General features: G+C 61.2%; 21 protein-coding genes. 10 read left to right on the top strand and 11 right to left on the bottom strand.

Annotated features, from left to right (window positions below):
* The first annotated feature begins 1 nt into the window (after position 1).
* From cyoB to queC, 6 genes are all read left to right on the top strand, one after another.
* On the top strand, positions 2 to 2,020 hold the full coding sequence (cyoB, locus tag M1B34_RS08295; protein WP_268261291.1) for a cytochrome o ubiquinol oxidase subunit I: 2,019 nt from the start codon (positions 2 to 4) through the stop codon (positions 2,018 to 2,020).
* A 3-nt stretch (positions 2,021 to 2,023) separates the two neighbouring features.
* Positions 2,024 to 2,647, top strand: a complete 624-nt coding sequence (locus M1B34_RS08290) for a cytochrome o ubiquinol oxidase subunit III (RefSeq protein WP_268264839.1) — start codon at positions 2,024 to 2,026, stop codon at positions 2,645 to 2,647.
* On the top strand, positions 2,647 to 2,982 hold the full coding sequence (cyoD, locus tag M1B34_RS08285) for a cytochrome o ubiquinol oxidase subunit IV (RefSeq protein ID WP_123337672.1): 336 nt from the start codon (positions 2,647 to 2,649) through the stop codon (positions 2,980 to 2,982). Before M1B34_RS08290 ends, cyoD begins: the two co-directional genes overlap by 1 nt.
* Positions 2,983 to 2,993: 11 nt before the next feature.
* On the top strand, positions 2,994 to 3,881 hold the full coding sequence (gene cyoE / locus M1B34_RS08280) for a heme o synthase (RefSeq protein WP_123337670.1): 888 nt from the start codon (positions 2,994 to 2,996) through the stop codon (positions 3,879 to 3,881).
* A gap of 194 nt (positions 3,882 to 4,075) precedes the next feature.
* Entirely contained in the window at positions 4,076 to 4,630 is a 555-nt protein-coding gene (locus M1B34_RS08275; protein ID WP_123337668.1) for a cytochrome b, read from the top strand.
* A 121-nt stretch (positions 4,631 to 4,751) separates the two neighbouring features.
* Entirely contained in the window at positions 4,752 to 5,450 is a 699-nt protein-coding gene (queC, locus tag M1B34_RS08270; protein ID WP_123337954.1) for a 7-cyano-7-deazaguanine synthase QueC, read from the top strand.
* Between the two features lie 77 nt (positions 5,451 to 5,527).
* Here the strand turns inward: queC and M1B34_RS08265 are convergent, their stop codons facing one another.
* A complete protein-coding gene (locus M1B34_RS08265) occupies positions 5,528 to 6,409 on the bottom strand; it encodes a queuosine precursor transporter (RefSeq protein ID WP_123337666.1) in 882 nt (293 codons plus the stop codon).
* A complete protein-coding gene (locus tag M1B34_RS08260) occupies positions 6,396 to 6,998 on the bottom strand; it encodes a helix-turn-helix transcriptional regulator (protein ID WP_268264838.1) in 603 nt (200 codons plus the stop codon). The genes M1B34_RS08265 and M1B34_RS08260 overlap by 14 nt, the downstream gene beginning before the upstream one ends.
* Before the next feature lie 528 nt (positions 6,999 to 7,526).
* On the opposite strand from M1B34_RS08260, the gene M1B34_RS08255 reads away from it, so the two are divergent.
* Complete coding sequence (locus tag M1B34_RS08255) at positions 7,527 to 8,882, top strand: serine hydroxymethyltransferase (RefSeq protein WP_268264837.1); 1,356 nt, start codon at positions 7,527 to 7,529, stop codon at positions 8,880 to 8,882.
* A 60-nt stretch (positions 8,883 to 8,942) separates the two neighbouring features.
* On the opposite strand, the gene M1B34_RS08250 is transcribed toward M1B34_RS08255, so the two are convergent.
* Complete coding sequence (locus M1B34_RS08250; protein ID WP_268264836.1) at positions 8,943 to 9,644, bottom strand: hypothetical protein; 702 nt, start codon at positions 9,642 to 9,644, stop codon at positions 8,943 to 8,945.
* 186 nt (positions 9,645 to 9,830) lie between these two features.
* Entirely contained in the window at positions 9,831 to 10,730 is a 900-nt protein-coding gene (locus M1B34_RS08245; protein ID WP_268264835.1) for a LysR family transcriptional regulator, read from the bottom strand.
* Between the two features lie 96 nt (positions 10,731 to 10,826).
* Here M1B34_RS08245 and M1B34_RS08240 point away from each other — a divergent pair, with 96 nt between their 5' ends.
* Positions 10,827 to 12,002: an MFS transporter gene (locus tag M1B34_RS08240; RefSeq protein WP_268264834.1), complete on the top strand. Its 1,176-nt coding sequence runs from the start codon at positions 10,827 to 10,829 to the stop codon at positions 12,000 to 12,002.
* A 27-nt stretch (positions 12,003 to 12,029) separates the two neighbouring features.
* Here the strand turns inward: M1B34_RS08240 and M1B34_RS08235 are convergent, their stop codons facing one another.
* The 7 genes from M1B34_RS08235 to M1B34_RS08205 all read right to left on the bottom strand — a co-directional run bounded on the left by M1B34_RS08235 (position 12,030) and on the right by M1B34_RS08205 (position 19,129).
* Positions 12,030 to 12,956 carry a CobW family GTP-binding protein gene (locus tag M1B34_RS08235; RefSeq protein WP_123337656.1) on the bottom strand — a complete coding sequence of 309 codons (927 nt, stop codon included), beginning with the start codon at positions 12,954 to 12,956 and terminating at the stop codon, positions 12,030 to 12,032.
* Complete coding sequence (locus M1B34_RS08230) at positions 12,953 to 14,701, bottom strand: amidohydrolase (protein ID WP_123337654.1); 1,749 nt, start codon at positions 14,699 to 14,701, stop codon at positions 12,953 to 12,955. Before M1B34_RS08230 ends, M1B34_RS08235 begins: the two co-directional genes overlap by 4 nt.
* A 120-nt stretch (positions 14,702 to 14,821) precedes the next feature.
* Positions 14,822 to 16,003 carry a pyridoxal phosphate-dependent aminotransferase gene (locus tag M1B34_RS08225; RefSeq protein WP_268264833.1) on the bottom strand — a complete coding sequence of 394 codons (1,182 nt, stop codon included), beginning with the start codon at positions 16,001 to 16,003 and terminating at the stop codon, positions 14,822 to 14,824.
* 43 nt (positions 16,004 to 16,046) lie between these two features.
* Positions 16,047 to 16,736, bottom strand: a complete 690-nt coding sequence (locus M1B34_RS08220) for an ABC transporter permease (RefSeq protein ID WP_123337642.1) — start codon at positions 16,734 to 16,736, stop codon at positions 16,047 to 16,049.
* A gap of 9 nt (positions 16,737 to 16,745) precedes the next feature.
* Positions 16,746 to 17,459 carry an ABC transporter permease gene (locus tag M1B34_RS08215; protein WP_123337640.1) on the bottom strand — a complete coding sequence of 238 codons (714 nt, stop codon included), beginning with the start codon at positions 17,457 to 17,459 and terminating at the stop codon, positions 16,746 to 16,748.
* A gap of 51 nt (positions 17,460 to 17,510) precedes the next feature.
* Entirely contained in the window at positions 17,511 to 18,284 is a 774-nt protein-coding gene (locus M1B34_RS08210; protein ID WP_123337638.1) for a transporter substrate-binding domain-containing protein, read from the bottom strand.
* Between the two features lie 50 nt (positions 18,285 to 18,334).
* Positions 18,335 to 19,129: an ABC transporter ATP-binding protein gene (locus M1B34_RS08205; RefSeq protein ID WP_123337636.1), complete on the bottom strand. Its 795-nt coding sequence runs from the start codon at positions 19,127 to 19,129 to the stop codon at positions 18,335 to 18,337.
* Between the two features lie 224 nt (positions 19,130 to 19,353).
* Here M1B34_RS08205 and M1B34_RS08200 point away from each other — a divergent pair, with 224 nt between their 5' ends.
* The gene (locus M1B34_RS08200) at positions 19,354 to 20,274 is read left to right on the top strand and encodes a LysR substrate-binding domain-containing protein (RefSeq protein ID WP_268264832.1); all 921 of its coding nucleotides are present in this window, start codon (positions 19,354 to 19,356) and stop codon (positions 20,272 to 20,274) included.
* A gap of 123 nt (positions 20,275 to 20,397) precedes the next feature.
* A partial coding sequence (locus tag M1B34_RS08195) for a thiamine pyrophosphate-binding protein (protein ID WP_268264831.1) occupies positions 20,398 to 20,760 on the top strand: 363 nt, incomplete at its 3' end.

The following is a 20,760-nucleotide window of genomic DNA, read 5'->3' as shown; positions in this document are numbered from 1 at the left end:
GATGTTTGGTAAATTAAGTTGGGAAGCGGTCCCGTTCCACGAGCCGATCGTGATGGTGACCATCGCCATGATCGCGCTGGGTGGTCTGGCGCTGTTTGCGGCAATCACCTACTTCAAGAAGTGGACCTACCTGTGGACCGAGTGGCTGACTTCGGTCGACCACAAGAAAATCGGTGTGATGTACATCATCGTCGCCATGATCATGCTGCTGCGTGGTTTTGCCGATGCCATCATGATGCGTACCCAGTTGGCCATGGCCACCGAGGGTTCGCCGGGCTACTTGCCGCCTGAACACTATGACCAGATCTTCACCGCCCACGGTGTGATCATGATCATCTTCATGGCGATGCCTTTCTTCACCGGCCTGATGAACCTGGCAGTGCCGCTGCAGATCGGCGCGCGTGACGTTGCGTTCCCATTCCTCAACTCCCTGAGCTTCTGGCTGCTGGTTTCCGGCGTCGTGCTGATCAACCTGTCCCTGGGCGTCGGCGAATTCGCCAAGACCGGTTGGGTCGCCTATCCGCCGTTGTCGGGGCTGCAATACAGTCCGGGCGTGGGGATGGATTACTACATCTGGGCACTGCAGCTATCGGGTCTAGGGACAACGCTGACGGGGGTCAACTTCCTGGCCACCGTGCTGAAAATGCGTACCCCTGGCATGAAGCTGATGGACATGCCGATCTTCACCTGGACCTGCACCTGGGCCAACGTGCTGATCGTGGCTTCGTTCCCGATCCTCACCGCTACCCTGGCACTGCTGACGCTTGACCGTTACATGGATTTCCACATTTTCACCAATGAACTTGGTGGCAATCCAATGATGTACGTCAACCTGTTCTGGGCTTGGGGTCACCCTGAGGTTTACATTCTGATTCTGCCGGCGTTCGGGATCTTCTCCGAAGTCATCTCGACCTTCTCCGGCAAGCGTCTGTTTGGCCACCACTCGATGATCTACGCTTCCGGCGCGATCTCGGTACTGGGCTTCATGGTTTGGCTGCACCACTTCTTCACCATGGGTTCGGGGGCTAGCGTCAACGCCTTCTTCGGCCTGGCGACGATGCTGATTTCGATCCCGACGGGGGTGAAGCTATTCAACTGGCTGTTCACCATCTACCACGGCCGCCTGCGCATCACCAGCCAGGTTCTGTGGACCCTGGGCTTCATGGTGACCTTCGCTATCGGCGGCATGACCGGCGTACTGCTGGCCATCCCGGGTGCTGACTTCGTACTGCACAACAGCCTGTTCGTGATCGCTCACTTCCACAACGTGATCATCGGCGGCGCGGTATTCGGCTACATCGCAGGTTTCAGCTTCTACTTCCCGAAAGCGTTCGGCTTCAAGCTGCACGAAGGTTGGGGCAAGGCTGCATTCTGGTTCTGGATCTCGGGCTTCTTCGTCGCGTTCATGCCGCTCTATGCACTGGGCTTCATGGGCATGACCCGTCGTCTGAACGCCACCACCAACCCTGAGTGGGTGCCGTACCTGTACGTCGCCATGTTCGGTGCGGTGATGATCGCTATCGGTATCGCCTGCCAGCTGATCCAGCTGTACGTCAGTATCCGTGACCGCAAGCAGAACGAATGTGTGTCGGGCGACCCATGGAATGCTCACACCCTGGAATGGTCGACCTCGTCGCCACCGCCGTTCTATAACTTCGCCGTGCTGCCGAAAGCCACCACGATCGACCCGTTCACCGAAGCCAAGGAAGACGGTACCGCGTACCAGAAACCGGCTCGCTACTCGCCGATCCACATGCCAAACAACACCGCTACCGGTGTGGTCATGGGCGCTCTGTTGACGGTCTTCGGTTTCGCCATGATCTGGCACATCTGGTGGCTGGCCATCGCAAGCCTGGCAGGCACCGTGATCTATTTCGTGATCCACGCGGCTCGTGATGATCAAGGCTACATGGTGCCGGTCGACGTGATCGAACGCATCGAAGCCGAGCAGCACGCTCGCCTGGTAGCCGAGAAGAAGATTCCGGCCAACCGTGTTGAAACCTCGTTGGAACAGGCTTAAACCATGTCGAACTTAGTGACCAATGCTGGACACGCCCATGTCGATGACCATGGGCACGATGACCACCACGACGCGGGCGAGATGACCGTCTACGGTTTCTGGCTCTACCTGATGACCGACTGCATCCTGTTTGCGTCGATCTTCGCGGTGTACGCGGTACTGGTAAACAACGTAGCGGGTGGCCCGTCGGGCCACGACATCTTCGAACTGCCTTACGTACTGGGCGAAACCGCCTTGCTGCTGTTCAGTTCGATCACCTACGGCTTCGCCATGCTGGCGTTCTACCGGGGTAACAAGAAGGGCGTCCTGACCTGGTTGGGCCTGACCTTCGTGCTCGGCCTTGGCTTTATCGCCATGGAGATCAACGAGTTCCACCTGCTGATCTCCGAGGGCTACGGTCCTAGCCGTTCCGGCTTCCTGTCGGCGTTCTTCACCTTGGTCGGTACCCACGGTCTGCACGTGAGTGCGGGTCTGATCTGGATGGCGATCATGATGTACCAGGTCAACAAGCATGGCCTGACGTCGACCAACAAGACCCGCCTGAGCTGCCTGAGCCTGTTCTGGCACTTCCTGGACGTGGTCTGGATCTGCGTCTTCACCGTTGTCTACTTGATGGGGACTCTGTAATGGCTAATGCACACTCCCATGACAGCCATGATGCGAGCCACGGCAGCGTAAAGTCTTACGCCATCGGCTTCATCTTGTCGGTGATCCTGACGATCATCCCGTTCGGCCTGGTGATGTACCCGACCCTGCCGAAGGCCACCACTCTGGCCATCGTGTTGTTGTTCGCAGTGATCCAGGTGGTTGTTCACCTGTACTACTTCCTGCACCTGGACCGTTCCCAGGCTCAGCGTAACAACGTGATTGCGTTTGTCTTCACGGCCATTGTGATCGTCCTGCTGGTTGGCCTGTCGTTGTGGATCATGTTCAGCATCCACACCTACATGATGGCGAAGTGAGGTAAGAACCGATGTCGCTCAAGCACTTTATCCAAATCACCAAACCGGGGATCATTTTCGGTAACGTGCTTTCTGTGGCAGGCGGTTTCTTCCTGGCCTCCAAGGGGCATGTCGATCTGGCCATTTTCCTGGCTGCAATGATCGGCACGTCCCTGGTCGTCGCTTCTGGTTGCGTGTTCAACAACTGCATTGACCGCGACATTGATCTGAAGATGGAACGCACCAAGAACCGGGTGCTGGTCCAGGGCCTTATCTCCCTGAAATTGGCCTTGGTCTACGCGACCATCCTGGGCATCGCTGGCGTGGTCTTGTTGTACCGCGTGGCCAATCCGTTGGCCGCACTGTTCGCGGTCATCGGTTTTGTCATCTACGTCGGCTTCTACAGCCTGTATCTCAAGCGCAAGTCGGTTCACGGCACGCTGGTGGGCAGTCTGTCGGGGGCGATGCCACCGGTGATCGGTTATGTGGCCGTGAGCAATAGCTTCGACATGGCGGCATTGACCCTGCTGGTGATGTTCAGTCTGTGGCAGATGCCGCATTCCTATGCCATTGCGATCTTCCGCTTCAACGATTACCTGGCCGCATCGATTCCGGTGCTGCCGGTGAAGCGCGGCATCCTGGTGGCCAAGAAGCACATCCTGCTCTACATCCTGGCGTTCCTGATTGCCACGCTGATGCTGACCTTCAGTGGTTACGCCGGCATGAGTTACCTGGCTGTGGCAGCCGCCATGGGCATGTACTGGTTGTACATGGCCTGGACCGGCTACAAGGCGGTGGATGACACCGTCTGGGCCCGCAAGCTCTTCGTCTTCTCGATTTTCACCATCACCGCGCTGAGCGTGATGATGTCCCTGGATTTCAAGGTACCGACTGAACTGCTGCTGACCTACGCGCCTTAAGCTGCACCGGCCGATGAAAACCCCGCCTTCGACAGAAGTGCGGGGTTTTTTTTGCGCGTTTTTTGTCCCCTTGCCAGCTCCTTGGTTGAATCGTGAGCCTGCTGGGGTTTACATCATTTATATCTTTTAGCTCCCAAGCACCTACCCGGCTCCCGTAAAATTGCGGCCTTGAGTTTGAAAACCGAGTGGATGCAATGGACAACAGCGTTGAAATGACCGACTCGAAGGCCCGCTACGGCGTCGTCAGTCGCAGCTTGCACTGGGCCATGGCCTTGGCCTTTACCTGGATCTACTGCACCACCTGCGCCCATTACCTGCTCTCCGATTCGGCGCTGGACAAGTTCCTCTGGCCGACCCACAAACAAGTGGGCCTGCTGTTGATGGGCCTGCTGGTGCTGCGCGTGGTCTGGAGCCTGCTGAACCGGCACCGCCGGCCACCGAGCATCAACCTCGGCGCCCACTTGGGGCACCTGGTGCTGTACGGCTTTATGTTCGCCATCCCGTTTCTCGGGCTGTTGCGCCAGTACGGCTCGGGCCGGGCGTTTTCGGCGTTCGGCCTGCCGGTGATGGCGGGGTTCGAGGGGGAGAAAGTGCAGTGGATGATCGACCTGGGCAGCAACTTCCACAGCCTGCTGGGCTGGACCCTGCTGGTGCTGATCGTCGGCCACATTGGCGCGGTGGTCCTGCACTGCGTCAAGGGTGATCGGCAGATCCTCCTGCGCATGGCTGGCCGGGCTTCGAAGGCCTGAGCCTGTCGCCCGAGGACAAAAAAGCCCCGCCTTCGAGAGAGGTGCGGGGTATTTTATGAGCAGCCCATCCGTGGGCTGTTTACGTTATTCAAATGGCTCTAGAGATGCAGGAAGCACGATGATGAAGAAAAAAGCCGTGATTGTTTTCAGTGGCGGACAGGACTCGACCACCTGCCTGATTCACGCATTGCCCCTCTACGACGAGGTGCACTGCATTACATTTGACTATGGTCAGCGTCACCACGCGGAAATAGAAACAGCCCAGCGGCTTGCAAAACACCTGGGGGCGACCGTCCATAAGGTACTGGATGCTTCGTTGCTGAACGAATTGGCGATCAGCAGCCTCACCCGGGACAATATTCCGGTTCCGACGGTGAACAGCTCCGGCGAAAGCTTGCCCAGTACGTTTGTGCCAGGAAGAAATATTCTGTTTCTGACGCTGGCGTCTATTTATGCCTATCAGGTAAAGGCTGAAAGCGTCATTACCGGTGTATGCGAGACCGACTTCTCGGGTTATCCGGATTGCCGGGATGAGTTTGTAAAAGCCTTGAACAAGGCCCTTGAACTGGGCATGGAATACAAACTGCGCCTTGAGACGCCGCTGATGTGGCTGAACAAGGCAGAGACATGGGCGCTTGCGGATTACCACGGCCAGTTGGACTTGATTCGTGAGCAGACGCTGACGTGCTACAACGGCATCATGGGCAGCGGCTGCGGCAACTGCGATGCGTGCAACCTTCGAATGAAAGGCTTGAATCAGTATCTTGAAAGCCGATCCGAGACCCTGAACAGCTTGAAAGACAAGCTGGCGCTGAAGTAAGGGTTTATGGCGCGTTGATGGAGTTCAACACTGCGCCTGCCTGGCAGGCGAGTGTTGAGGAGGGTGATTACGTCGTATTACTTTGTCTGGCCGTCTGTGATGTAGCGTCTGAACAACGACCTTGCACCGTAGGCTGGCAAGATATTGAAAAACGCGAAGCACACTTTGATGGCAATCTGCACATAGATCATGTTCAGGATATCGCTGTTTTGCATGGCGCCATAAAAAGCGATGTAGCAAAACAGGAAGCTGTCGATGATGACCGCAAATAAAGTGCTCAAGAATATTCGGAGGAAGAGGAACCTGGAGTTGGTCAGCTCTTTTATCTTGCACAACAGGTATGAGTTTATATTTTCAGAAACGAGAAAAGAGACCGAAGAGGCGACCAAAACAGAAGACACATGGAGGATCACGTCGTTATAAGGCGTGTCGAGTTTCCAGCCTGGCAAACCGGGAAGAAACGTCGAGCCGTAGAGCAAGATGATAATCATGGCGTTACTTGCAAATGCAAATAAAATGGCCTTTCTTGCAAGCCTGAGTCCAAAGTTCTCGTTCAATAAGTCAACGATCAGAAAGGTCAAGGGATACAGAAAGGTGCCCGGAGTGATAATGATATCAAGCGACTCCAGGTAAATCGGTTTGGTCGCAGCAATGCTGGTGAAAATATAAAACGTAAACAGCAGCAGGTTCAGGATGATGTAAATCATCCATGAGTTTTCGTGGCGGTCGTTCAGGTCGTAAGCGGTCAGAGCCCCTCCCTGGGAATAAAACTTTTTATACAGATTCTTGATTTCCGCTTTATTCAAATTGTCCATTATTTCGCTGTTCAGTACTTCGCGTAGCTTGATTTTGATGACCTTGCCCGTGGCGATGACCATGATCACCGCCAGGTTTTTATTGTTTTCAAAACCCAGCAGTTTGTATTTGCTGTTCTCGAACTCGCCTTCATACGCTGTCATTGAATCGCTCCTCGATGATATCGCCCACTACACACATGCGATCAGAGTCGGAGCACGGCGTATTCATGATGATCAGTTTCTTCGTCAGTCTGTCGTAAGCCAGTTTTTCTCTGTCATCCGTCGACGAACCTTTTTGAACGATCAACAGATCACCAGGCTCATTCACATCGCTGATGTCGTTCTCCAGCAGTACTGCTATCAAGTTGCAGCAGGTGCCGAAGTAATAGGTCAATGGGTACAGCGTGGCCAGTTCACCAATCCGCCTGTCCATGTTGGCCATCAACAGGCTTTCCTTGATAATCGGGACGGCCGCGGGGTTCATGTTGCCTTGAGGAGAAATACTGCTCTCGATAATCTCTTTCTCTTCAAAGTCGACGGTTTCTATTTCTCCGTAGGACACACCGAAGAAGTCAGAGATTTTGCGAATGGTGGATTGCTGCACATTGGTAACTTTGCCTTCCAGAATGTTGTAGATGGTGGTTCTGGTCAGGCCACTGGCGTTGCATAAAGACAGTTGCGTTTCACCGCGACTTTTTATCAGGTATTTAATATTGCTCTTTAAATACGCTGTCCTTTCTCTTCTGTGCATAAAATGCTCACCACTTCCTTATAGTCATTACGCATTCAGTCGTTCATCACGAGGGTGCCGTGCATGGCATTCAGCTACTCAGGGCCGATAGCTCAAACATTGCGACAAGAGTTTGTCAGGCGTTTTCGTTGTGTTTAGCCACTCGCTGCTACTCCTTTAGCCAGCCGATATCCGTCCTGGGATATGTCGCTGTCGGTATGTTGGGCACTCAACTCGTGGGGAGGCCGATTGGGGGGGGCGCCGAGGCGGATAAGTGTTGCATGCGCCAGCCATGACAATAAAGCCCCAGGCACTGGTCTTCATGGTTTCGCTGGTGAAGGTTCAGCGACAACACAGGGTAAATGTTGCTCCGCTTCAAAGAAAAGCATCATTTAATTTGTGTTGTGTTTAATTTTTTGATTAATTCTGTTGCGCCTCATACAGGCTGAGCCAAGGCTCGGCTCAGCCTGATTTGCATCAACGAACGTGAAACCCAGGAAGCGTGCTGTCGTTCGTGGCACGCAAGACACAAGGACGGAACACAGAATAATGACCCCCCCTACTGAACCACTCAGGAACCAGGCCAACCTGCTGCGGCGTGGCTTGGCCGATCTGCAAGCAGAAGACCCCGAACTGGCAACGATCCTGGACGCTGAGGTGACGCGTCAACACGGCACGCTGTCACTGGTTTCATCTTCCTGCGCGGCCAGCCCCCGAACCCTGGCCGCCGCCGCCTCGGCGCTGGTCAATGTCACCGCGCAGGGCACTCCCGGCAGGCGCAATCACGCCGGTTGCGAGAACGTTGATCGGGTCGAGGCCCTGGCTGTCCGCCGGGCGCGAGAGTTGTTTGCTGCGCAATACGCGGGCGTGCAATCACACTCGGCCTCAAGCGCCAATTACCAGGTGCTGGGCGCCCTGCTAGAGCCTGGGGATACGGTTCTGGGCATGGCCCTTGATCATGGCGGGCACCTTAGCCATGGCAGCACTCTTGCGTTTACGGGAGCCAACTACAAGGCGATCCGCTACGGCACCACCTCTCAGGGCGTCATCGACTACGACGAAGTGCGCGAACTGGCGCTTGCCCATCGGCCGCGCATCATCATGTGCGGTGCGACGGCCTATTCGCGGGCCGTGGATTTCCAGCGCTTGCGTGGGATTGCCGATGAGGCAGGGGCGATCCTGCTCGCGGACATCTCCCACATCGCGGGGCTGGTGGCCACGGGGCGGCATCCGAGCCCTATCGATCTGGCGCACGTCACGATCACCTGCACCCACAAGCAACTCGCCGGGCCTCGCGGTGGCCTGATTCTTTCGGGGCGGGACGCCCACACCAAGGTGCCCGGTTTGCGGTCGACCTTCAGTCGCATCCTCGATCAAGCGGTATTTCCCGGAATGCAGGGGGCGCCGGCAGTCAACATGATTGCTGCCAAGGCCGCTGCCTTTGGGTACGCCCTGTCTCCGGCGTTCGATGCCGACATGGAGCGGGTGCGGACCATCGCGGATGAAATGGCCCGCGCGTTCATGGCGCAGGACTACGAGGTGGTGGGAGGGGGCACGGAGAACCATGCGATTGTGCTGCGGTTGCGTGGGGGCATCACCGGTTCCGTTGCGCAGGCGGCATTGGAAGGGTGCGGCATCATCGTGGAAAAAAAGCGCGCACCCGGGGAAAACCGATCGTCGTTTGTCGCCAATGGCTTGTGCATCGGTACGGGCTCCTTGGCCCAGCGTCGTATCGATCCCCAGGGTTGCCGCCAGGTCGTCGAGCTGATTGCGCGGATTCTGGACCAGGTGATGTCCCAGAGCGAGCCAAAGCACGGCCTGGAGCCCGCCGTGCAGGCGCAGTTCCGCCGACAGACCGAGGCCTTGTGTGCGATGTACCCCATCGCGGATTACGGGGAGCGTTGAGGTGCGAGGCCGAGCCCCGACTTCGCAAGGAAGTTCGGGGTCGGTTGCTGCTCGCGGGGCTTACTGCTGGGCGGCGCTATAGCCTTCGAAGGCAGTCTGCTGCTGGATCGCGGTGACGATGGCCTTGCGGGTGGCCGGCTGTTCATTACCGTCCTTGTCGAAGAACACTTCGCTTTCCAGTTCCGCTTCGTCGCCTTCGCCGACAAAGGCAAAGCCGAGGAACTCGTAGGCTTCACGGTCCACGTTGGCCTTGGAGCGCGGGCGCATCGGCAGGGTGACGCTGATGCCGTCCTTGCTGATGGCGAACACTTCCATTTCTTTCTTCGGCCGTGCGGCCTTGCCCTTGCTGCCGCTTGGGTTGCTGATGGCCTGGTGGGTCTGGTTCAGCACTTTCAGGGCCAGGCCGTAGACCAGTTCCTGGAAGGCCGGGTCGTCCTTGTAGCTGGACAGGATGCGGCTGATGGGGAACTGGCTGCTGAGGTTCTCCAGGGCGGCGATGTCCGAGGCTTCGGCGTCCTTGAGTTGTTTCAGCTGGCCCATGAGGTCATAGGCGGTGTCGTCGTCAAAACTGTCGTGGGCCTGGCGAATCGCGGCGCGCAGCTCGCGAATCTGCTCGCTTTCCTTGGTGCTGTGAAAGGCGTCGAGGACCATCTCGCTGATGGTCTTGGCCTGGGGCACGTGCTGGGAAAGGTTGATTGCGTTTTCGTACTCGGCCTTGTTCGACAGGGCGCTTACGGATGCATCGATGTTGGAGTCAGGCATTGAAAATCCACTGCTTCGTTTAACCAGGTGTAAGGCACGAAAAGCCCGGGGGCATTTTCGGGCGCCTAATCTATTGGACGGGGACGGTGTTGTCACGGAGCAACAGGACAACCGGGGAAATGGATGATGGAGGGCCGCGCCGGGTCAAGGGGCCAGCATGCCCGGCAGCCCCCATGGCGCAAGGCTTCAGTGGGCGCCCAGGCACTGCTCGATCACCGCCAGGAACGCCTCCACCAGCACGCTGCGTTCCCGGGCTCGGGTCAGCACCAACAAGGGCGCGACGGCGGCCTGATCGGCCACGGGGCGGTAGACCACGCCGGCCTTCGCCAGGGCCTGGGTGCATGCCGGCACCAGCGCCACGCCCTGGCCGGCGGCGACCAGGGCGATGATCGAGGTGATCTGCAAGCCACGGGGGCCAGTCTTCAGCGTCAGGCCCGCGCGCTGGAAGAGTGTTTCGATGGACTGGTTCAAGCCCGAGCCGTAGTCGGCAGGGTAGAGGATCAAGGGCCGTTCGCTGAGCTGGGCCAGGGTCAGTGGCCCATGCCCGGCCAAGGGGTCATCGGCAGGCAGCGCCGCCAACAGGGGTTCTGCTTCCAGGGTCAGTACCTGGACCTCGTTCTGCTCGCCAGGGGGCAGCAGGCGGCTGAGGCCGATGTCGATGCGGCCATCGAGAATCTGTGACCACTGGCCTGCCGAGGCGCCTTCCACCAGGCGCAATTGCACGTCCGGAAAGCGCTGGCCGAACACCTGCAATGCCTGGCTGAAACCGTCCGCCAGGGCGATCGAGCTGGCGTAGCCCAGGGTCAGCTGGCCGGCGGTTCCGGCGGCCAGCTTGTGGGCCATGTGGCTGGCCTGCTCGACCTGTTCCAGCACCGCCCGGGCGTAGGGCAGGAAGCAGCGCCCCTGGGCGGTGAGGGTCACGGCACGGCTGCTGCGATCGAACAGGCGAAACCCCAGGTCGTGTTCCAGGGCCGAGATCTGCCGGGTCAGGGGCGGTTGCGCGAGGTGCAGCCGCTGGGCCGCGCGGCCAAAATGCAGCTCCTGGGCCACCATCAGAAAGTAACGCAAGCGGCGTAAGTCGAGCATGCTGATCCCTGTGGTATTGATCGGTCCGAATTCGGTATTGGTGATCCACAACCGCTGCATTCTATAAAGGCGCTTGGTCTTTCAACGAGTGGTTTTATGCGTCCCCGTGCCGGCTCTGCCCGCATCGCCCTGTTTCTCTGCGGCTGTGCGGCGTTTCTCAATCTGTACTCGACCCAGAGCATTCTCCAGGAATTTGTCAGCGGCTTTCAGGTGAGCATCCGTGAGGCCGGCTGGAGCATCACGGCCACCACGCTCGGGGTGGCGCTGGGCGCGCCCTTTGTCAGCCGAGTGTTTGGGCATCTGCCGCAGCGACAGGTGATTACCGGTGCCGCCTTGGCCCTGGCCCTGCCGGCTCTGCTGGCGGCCCATGCCGGCAGTTTTGGCGAGCTGTTGTGGTGGCGTTTCGTAATTGGCTTGCTGATCCCCGTGGTGTTTGCCACCAGCGTGGCCTACATCGGCGAACGCTGGAGCGGTGGTAGCGTGACCGAAGTCACCAGTCTCTATGTGGCCGGGACGGTGTTGGGTGGGTTTGCCGGGCGCTTGATCACCGGGGTGATGACCGAGTACGCCGACTGGCACATGGCCTTTGAGCTGTTGGCCGGCCTGAGTCTGCTCCTGAGCCTGGGAATTTACGGGCTGCTGCCGGCCAATCCACCCCGAGCGCTGCCAGCGCCAGTGGCGCCGCGAGCCGCTGCCCGAGAACTGCGCAGCCCACCCTTGCTGGCGGCCTATGGCGTAGGTTTCTGCGTGCTGTTCTCGCAAGTCGCGACCTTCACCTACGCGGGCCTGTACCTCAGCCAGGCGCCCTTTGAGCTGGGCACGGCAGCGCTGGGATCGATCTACACCGTGTTCCTCCTGGCCCTGGTGGTGATCCCCATCGCCGGGCGCTTGAGCAAGGCCCGGCCGCAGTCGCAGTTATTGCGGCTGGCGGCCTTGCTCGGGGTCAGCGGTTCGCTGCTGACCTTGCTGCCCTCGTTGTGGTTGATTGTGCTCGGCCTGGCCTTGAGTTCCACCGGGGTCTTCCTTGCCCAAGCCGCCGCCAGCGCGTTCACCACCGCCACCGCCCGCCACAACAAGGCCGGCGCCGTGGGGATTTACCTGACCTGCTATTACCTGGGGGGCAGTGTCGGTGCGGTGCTGCCGGCCGTGCTCTGGAACCACTGGGGGTGGCCAGGTTGCGTGGCGCTGATCATCGGCTTCCAGTTGCTCTCGCTGCTGCTGGCCCTGCTCGGTTGGAAGCCCTCGACCCCGCCAGCGCCAGGCGCTGACTGAGAGGGGGGGCACTGCCAATGCTCCAAGTTACAGCGCCTGGAGATCCCTGAGCCCGGCCTCCAGATCGGCCCGCAGCTCACTGCCGTGCCGGGCGATGAACACCAATTGCGCGGCCTGTTCCATGGGTTGGCCAGTGGCCAGGCTGAACTGGCTGCGGCTGCCCACGTGTTGCAGCCAGTAGGGTTGTTCGTTGCCTTCCAGGCGTACCAGGCCCTTGAGGCGCAGCAGCTCCGGTGGCAATTGCGCCAGCCAGTCGCGCAGGGCCTTGGCCGGCAGCGGCCGGTTGCCGGTCCAGACCCAGCTTTCGAACAACTGGTCGTGGGTCTGGGGCAGGGCCCGGAACAAGACCTCGCTGGAGCGCTCCGGTGCCGACAGCAACACGTCGTCGGGCCATTGCGCTTGCACGGTCTCGAACACCTGGGCGCCGCGCCCCATGCCGGCACGGATGCTCTGCAACTGTTCCGGGCTGACCAGGTCGGCCTTGTTCAGCAGCACCCAATCGGCGCACGCCACCTGGGCCCGGGACAAGCGAGCGAATTCGCCTTCCAGCTGGCTGTAGCCGCTGGCGTCCACCAGGGTCACCACGGCGTCCAGGTGCAGGCGACCGCGCAGTTGCGGGTAGCCGATGGTTTGCACGATGCGCTGCGGGTCGGACACGCCGCTGCACTCGATGACGATGCGTTCCAGGGCCGGACGCAGTTTCGACAGGCTCACCAGTTGCGCCAGCAAGTCTTCCTGCACAGTGCAGCAGATGCAGCCGTTCTGCAGGCTGTACACCGCGTCGGTGACCTCGGCGATGATCGCCGCATCGATGTTCAGCTCGCCGAAATCGTTGACGATCACCGCCATGCGCCCGGCATCGGCGCGTTGCACCATGCGGTTGAGCAGGGTGGTCTTGCCGGCGCCGAGAAAGCCGGCGACCACGGTGACCGGAATGCTGTTCGGGCTGCTCATGATGGAGTGCTCTCGATCACTGGCGGCTCGCCTTGCCACACCGCTTGCAACGGTGTGTCGGCAAAGCTGCCCTGGCGGTCATAGACCAGTTGCCCTTCGATAAAGGTCAGCTCCACCTGGGTGCGGTGGATAAAGTTGCGCGGCTCTTGGGCGAACAGGTCACGGTCGAGGACGATCAGATCCGCCGACTTGCCGGCTTGCAGGCTGCCGGTCAGGTGCTCCAGGCCCATGGCGTGGGCACCGTTGAGGGTCGCCACTTGCAGGGCCTGCTCCAGGCTGATGGGCTCGCCGAAGGTCTCGGGTTCCTGGTTCCACGGGTTCTGCCGGGTGACCATGGTTTCCAGGGCCAGCCAGGGGTCGATGGACGCCACCGGCCAGTCGGTGCCCATCACCGCAATGCCACCGGCGGCCAGCACACCCTTGAAGTCGTAGATGCGTTTCAGGCGTTCCTGGCCGTAGCCGGAGCGTGCGCCGCTGGCGAAGGGCGTCGGGTACCAGGCCGCCGGGGAAAACTCGGCGATGACGTTGAGTTCCTGGAAACGCTTGAGGTTGCCCGGGTGCAGCAGGGTGCTGTGGGCGCACTGATGGCGGATGCCGCTGTAGCCGTTGCGCCGCCGGGCCTCGGCCACGGCGTCGAGGAACACATCAGAGGCGCCGTCGCCGGTGCAGTGGGCAATCACCCGCAGGCCGCGCTTGTCCATGTCCACCACCATGTCGGTGATGTGCTCCGGGGTCAGGTTGAGCTTGCCGCGCCAGCTAGATTCTTGTGGCCAGGGCGTCAACAGGTACGAGGACTTGGGTTCCACGGTGCCGTCGAAGTGGAATTTCACCGCGTTGGCGTTCAAGCGCGCACTGCGATAGAAATGTCGCTCGCCACTCAGCAGTTCCCAGCGTCGGCGCACCGGGAAGATGTCGTCCTGCCAACTGATGGCCGCCTCGACCCGCAAGGTCAGTTCACCGGCATCGTCCAGTTCCTTGAGAGCCTGCAGGCGGTTTTCACAGACGTGCACGTACTTGGTGGCAGTGACCCCGCGGGACGTCTGGAAGTGCACGCCATCGCGGTAGGCACGGCGCAGCACCGCCACGGGCGTCGGCGGCATGGCGGCATGGATCAGTGCGTAAGCGCCGTCAATCATCAGGCCGTTGGGCTCGCCGGTCAGTTCGTCACGCTCCAGGTAACCGTTGCGCGGGTCACTGGTGTGGCGGTCGATGCCCGCCAGCTCCAGGGCCTTGGAGTTGACCATCATGGTCCCCCACATGCGGTCCAGCAGGGCCACCGGACGGTCCGGCATCACGCTGTCGAGCCAGTCGCGGCCCGGGGTCAGGCCGGCTTCACGGAAGGTGTAGCGCACCCAGTACTGACCATAGATCCAGCCGTCCCCCGGGTGGCTGTCGGCGTAGGCGTGGATCGCCGCCGCCAGCTGTTCCGGGGTCGGGTCTTCGATACCCACGTCCAAATCGTCGGCGTAGCGCGGTGCCAGGGCCAGGTCCGGGTGGGTGTGCATGTCGTGCAGCCCGGGCATGCAAAAGGCCCCGTGCAAATCCAGTTCGTGGGTGTTGGGGCCGATCAGCGAGGCGAGGGATTGGCGGCTGCCCACGGCCAGCAAACGGCCATTGCGGATCGCCACGGCCTCGGCCCAGGGTTGCGCCGGGTCCAGGGTGTAGAAGCGGCCGTTGTGCAGCACCCGTTCAGCGTACTGATCCAGGGCACTGTGGGTGGAGGTGAATTGGTCGGAAGCAGTCACTGGGGTCAACCTCTCAAGCAGGGGTACCCTTCAAAAGGGGGCGAAAAAGTCAGGCGCAACAGTATTTTTATAAGGGGTCGGGGTGCGACCGTGGAGGGAGCGGGCTCCCTCGCGATTGAATCAGCGTGGGGCGCCGAGGCCCTCGACAAAGGCGGCGATGCGCTGGCAGGCGTCCTTGAGCACTTCGTCGGCGACGGTGAAGGAGATCCGCACAAAACCCTGGGCGCTGCTGCCAAACGCCTGGGCGTCGAGCACCGAAACCCCGGTGGCGCGGAACAACTGCCAGGCGAAGTCCATGCTCGACAAGCCGGTACGGCGTACGTCCACCAGCATGAACATCCCGGCTTCAGGCTCCCGGCAGTCCAGCAGCGCCACCTGTTTCAGGCCCGCCACCACCAGGTCGCGGCGCCGGCGGTAAATCCGGCGAGCCTCGCTGACCACCTCTTCATCCAGTTCCAGGGCCTTGAGCGCGGCTTCCTGAACAAACCCCGGCAGGCCGTAGAGCATGCACAACAGCAGGTTGTCCAGGTGCCCGACCAGGGCTGGCGGCGCAACGACCCAGCCGACGCGCCAGCCGGTCATGGCGTGGGTTTTCGACAGGCTGTTGAGGACAACAGTGCGCTCGGCCATGCCCGGCAACGAGGCGATGCTCAGGTGCGGGCGGTCGTAGGTCAGCTGGCCATAGACTTCATCGGAGATCACCCACAGGTCGTGCTTGAGTGCGACTGCCGCCACCGCTTCCAGCTCTTCACGGCTGTAGACGTTGCCGGTGGGGTTGCACGGCGTGGCCAGGGCGATGCCCCGGGTCTTGTCGCTCAAGGCCGCTTCCAGGGCCCCGGCGGTCAGGCGAAAGCCCCCAGATGCGGGTTGTTCGACACAGGCGATACGCGCCCCTGACGCATGGATGCAGGCCTCGTAGGTCAGGTACATCGGCTCTGGCACCAGCACTTCATCGCCCTGGTCGAACAGGCACAACGAGGTGGCGAACAGACCGTTTTGCGCACCGGCCACCAGGGCCACGTTGTCGGCCGTGACGGGCAGCCCCAGCAACGCGCTCTGCTTGGCGGCGATGGCTTCACGCAGCAACGGCCGGCCCAGCACGTGGGTGTAGTGGGTGTCGCCTTGCTCCAGGGCCGCGGTGGCCGCAGCGCTGATGCGGCTGTCGGTGGCGAAGTCCGGGTCACCGACACTGAGGACGATCACATCCTCGCCCCGCCCGCGGGCGTCGATGGCGGCGTAGTGGATATCCCAGGCGCTGACGGATTCGCCGCTGATGCGCTGGACAAAAGGTGAGTAACGCATGTGTGCTCCTCACGGGCGTCAGGGCCCGCGTCGCTAAGTAAAGTCAGGCCTGGCGCTGTGGAACCTGGCCCAGGCGTGCACAAAGTTTTTCGATGACAAAGGCCAGGACGATGTAGATCAGGGCCACGGCCAGCAAGGGTTCATAGACGTTCAAGGTTTGCGCCCGCACTAGGTTGGCGGCGCCCAGCAGGTCGGTCACCGCCACGGTGGACGCCAGGGCGGTGGCCTTGAGCAGCAGCACACATTCGCCCACCAGGGTCGGGCGCACCAGCTCCAGGGCGCGGGGCAGCCAGACCCGCCGTAGCACCAGCCAGCGGCCCATGCCGTAGGCGCGGGCGGCTTCCAGTTCGCCCCGGGGCACCGCACGCAGGCCGCCGCGCAGCACTTCGCCGACGTAGGCGCCGACGCTCAGGGTCAGCGCCAGGGCCACGTACCAGAAGCCTTCGCGCAGGTAAGGCCAGAGCATGCTGCCGCGAATTGGCGGGTAGGCGGCGAACAGGCTGCCCACCCCGTAGTAAAGGATGTAGATCTGCACCAGCAACGGGGTGCCGCGAAACACGCTGATGTAGAAGCGCAACGGCGCGCTGATCAGCGGGTTGTGGGACATGCGCCCAAGCCCCACCAGCACCGCCAGGGCAAACCCGCAAAGGCCGCTCAGGGCCAAGAGCTTGAGGGTGATGCCCAGGCCGTGGACCAGCTCGCCGGCAAAACCGTGAATCCAGGAAAAATCCATCACAGCCTCCTAGTGCTGGGGCAGCCAGCGATTGGTGCGACGCTCGAGGAGACGAAACACGCCGCCGGAGACCAGGGTGATGACGAAGTAGAAGGCCGCCACCGCCAGGTAGAACACCAGGTAATGCTTGGTGGAGCCGGCAGCCTGCTTGCCCACCGAGAGCAGTTCGCTGTAACCGACGATGCTGATCAGCGCGCTGTCCTTGACCAGCACCAGCCACAGGTTGGTCAGGCCGGCCATGGCGTAGGGCAGCATGCTCGGCAGCAGGATGCGCCGCAGCAGCAACCAGCGTTCGATGCCGTAGGCGCGGGCGGCCTCGATCTGGCCGTAGGGAATGGCCAGGATCGCGCCCCGGATGATCTCCGCCGAATAGGCGCCCTGGACAATGCCCAGCACCAGCACCGCGGCGATAAAACCGTTGACCGTGACGCTGGGCTGGCCCATGGCGGCCATCGCCAGGTTCAACAGGTCGGTGCCGGCGTAGTAGAGCAGCAGGATCAGCAGCAGCTCCGGCATCGCCCGGTACAGGGTGGTGTAGACGTTGGCCAGGTTCACCAGCCAACGCGGGCCCTTGAGCTTGATCATCGCCACCAGCAGGCCGATGCCCAGGCCGAGGACGAAGGCGCCGGCGGAAATCTGCAGCGACACCAGGGCGCCCTGGGCCAGGGCACCGAGCCAGCCGTCGGCGATAAACAGTTGGGAAAGGTCGGACAAAGCGATCATGAGCTATCCAGTCACGGCCAGGAGCCCGCCACAGCGGGCTCGCCGGGTGCCTCAGTTGGCGGAGATGTCGACGCTGAAATAGCGGCTGCGGATCTGGTCGTAGGTGCCGTCGGCCTTGAGGGCGGCCAGGGCCGTGTTGATCCGCTGTTGTAGGGCGCTGTCACCCTTGCGCATGGCCGCGCCGATGCCCGAGCCGAACAGCGGGTCCTTGGGCGCCAGGCCCTTGTCTGCCAGGCCCGCACCGGCGGTCGACTTGAGGATGGGTTCGATGGTCAGGGCGTCGGCCAGCATCACGTCGATCCGGCCGCTTTGCAGGTCGGCGATCATGTCGTCTTGGGTGGCGTAGTAGCGCAGGGTCGAGCCCTTGGCGTAGTAGGCCTTGGCGAAGGTGGCGTTGGAGGTAGAACCCTGCACGCCGATCAGCTTGCCCTTGAGCCCTTCGGGGGTGGTGACCAGTTCCAGGCTCTTATCGGCGACCCACATGGCCGGGGTCTGGTAGTAGGGCTCGGAGAAATCGATGACCTTCTGCCGTTCTTCGGTGATGCTCAGGGAGTTGAGGATGACGTCGATCTGGCTCGATTGCAGGGCCGGGATCAAACCGTCCCACGCCACTTCCTTGAGTGGGCACTGGGCCTGCATACGCTCGCACAGGGCCTTGATCAGTTCCGGCTCGAAGCCGCTCCAGTCACCGTTGCCGCTCTTCATGGAAAACGGCGGGTAGGGTTCCAGGGCAATGCCGAAAACAATCTTGTCGGCGGCCACGGCGTGGCTGGCCAGGGCGCTGAACAGGCAACCCGTGGCGAGGACCTTGAGCAGGTTTTTCATGGTTTTTACCCTTTATCGAAGTTGTTGTTATCACGGCGTACGGCGGCGTTTCAGACCCGGTTGTCCTGGGCCATGACAAATTGCCGGCAGCGTTCGCTGTTGGGGTTGAGAAACACCTGTTGCGGCGGGCCTTCTTCTTCCACCAGGCCTTGGTGGAGGAACATCACTTTGCTGGAGACGTCCCGGGCAAAGGCCATTTCGTGGGTCACGAGGATCATGGTGCGGCCCTCCTCGGCAATGCCCTGGATGACCTTGAGCACTTCGCCCACCAGTTCCGGGTCCAGGGCCGAAGTCGGCTCGTCCATCAGCAAGACTTGCGGGCGCATGGCCAGGGCCCGGGCAATGGCCACGCGCTGTTGCTGGCCGCCAGAGAGGAAGGACGGGAAGGCGTGGCGCTTGTCGGCCAGGCCGACTTTTTCCAGCAGGTGTTCGGCGTGGGCGATGGCGTCCTTGCGGTCTTCCCCGAGCACGTAGACCGGGGCCTCGATGACGTTTTCCAGGACGCTGCGATGGGGCCACAGGTTGAAGCTCTGGAACACCATGCTCAATTGGGTGCGCAGGCGTGCGACCTGGGCCGGGTCGGCCACCCGTGGGTTACCGGCGCGGTCGTGCTTGAGGCGGACCTCTTCGCCATTGATGCGCAAGCTGCCGCTGCAGGGAATTTCCAACAGGTTGATGCAGCGCAGCAGGGTGCTTTTGCCCGAGCCGCTGGAGCCGATCAGCGACACCACTTCACCTTCATTGGCGCGCAGGTCGATGCCCTTGAGCACATGGTGATCGGCGTAGCTCTTGTGCAGAGCGTCGATCGCCACCACGGGATTGACGGAATTGGGCTGCGATTGCAAGGCTCGACCCTCTTGTTATTGTGCGATGGCCGGGGGGAGCTGGCCGGGGACAGGGCTTGAGAATTAGCCATGGCGGGCGAGGGGTCAATCGAGGTTTTTTAGCCGGACCCGGTAATTTTTTTCAGCAATCAGGCCCGTGATCAAAAAATCCCCAGGCTTTGTCCGGGGGCCGATTGCGGCTATCGTGCGGGCCTGGTTTCCGGCTATTCGAGGTTTGATCGGTGATGCGTTATCCCTCCATGACAGCGTTGCGTGCACTGGATGCAGTGGCGCGCCTGGGCAGCGTGGCCGAGGCCGCCGACGAGCTGAACCTCACCCCCAGCGCCATCAGCCACCAGATCAAGAGCCTGGAGCAGACCCTGGGGTTCGCCCTGACCGAACGCCAGGGCCGGAGCATCCGCATCACCTACCAGGGCGAGCGCTACGCCCGGGACATTCACCTGTTGCTGGCCAATATCCTCGAAGCCGGCCAGCGCTCCGATGGCCAGCAAGTCAGCGGCCGGCTGTGCATCAGCAGCCCGGCGGGTTTCGCCACCTATTGGTTGTGCACCCACATTGCCGAATTCCAGGCGCTGTACCCGCAGATCGAGTTGCAATTGATATCGCCGCGTACCCCCGGGGACACCAGCGACAGCAGCGCCGACCTGTTCGTCGCCTACGGCATGGGCGACTGGCCCAACCAGCACGTGCAGAAAATCGTTTCCCTGCGCTATTTCCCGGTGTGCAGCCCGCGGCTGGTGAACGCCATGGGCGGCCTTAACAGCCTGGAGGCCCTGGACAGCGCGCTGCTCCTGCACATGCTCGACTATTCCGATTGGCGGGTCTGGCTGGCGGCGGCCGGGGCGCCCAATGTCGAGGTCCGTCGCGGTATCGTGTTCGCCGATGCGCACTTCGTGCAGTCGGCCTGCATCGCCGGCCAGGGCATCGCCATGGGCGACAACCTGATCAGTGGCGAGGCCCTGGCCAAGGGGCTGCTGGTGCAGCCCTTTGAAACCGCCATCGAATCCAATCGCGGCTACTACCTGGTGGCCGATCAGCTCAAGGCCGAGCGCCCGGTGGTGCAGGCCTTCAGTGAGTGGGTCAAATCCCAGTTGCATGGCATCACCCGCTTGCACCCGGAACCTCGGCGTGGCGGCAAAGCGTGAATTTTATTGCGCAGTCGTGCGGATTTTTTTCGATTGTTCGGTGCTGCGCCTAACGACTAAGGTCCCTTGAAAGTCGTCGAACCCAGGCTGGCGTTCGACCCAAAAGAACAAGAGGATTCGTCGATGATCAGCTGTGCCCAGTCCCTGGTTCGTTTGCTCGAAGGTTATGGCGTAGACACCGTGTTCGGGATTCCCGGGGTGCACACCGTCGAGTTGTATCGCGGCCTGCACGGCAGCCGTTTGCGCCATGTGAGCCCGCGGCACGAGCAGGGCGCGGGCTTTATGGCCGACGGTTATGCCCGGGCCAGCGGCAAGCCCGGGGTGTGTTTCATCATCACCGGCCCAGGGATGAGCAACATCCTCACGGCCATGGGCCAGGCGTACGCCGACTCGGTGCCGATGCTGGTGATCTCCACCACCAACCGCCGCGAGCAATTGCACTTGGGCCACGGCCACCTGCATGAACTGCCGGACCAGCGCGCCATG

It is taken from the genome of Pseudomonas morbosilactucae (assembly GCF_023241715.1).
Lineage (GTDB): Bacteria > Pseudomonadota > Gammaproteobacteria > Pseudomonadales > Pseudomonadaceae > Aquipseudomonas > Aquipseudomonas morbosilactucae.
Note: the sequence above shows the minus strand (reverse complement) of the source record. Positions and strands in the feature narration are given on the sequence as shown.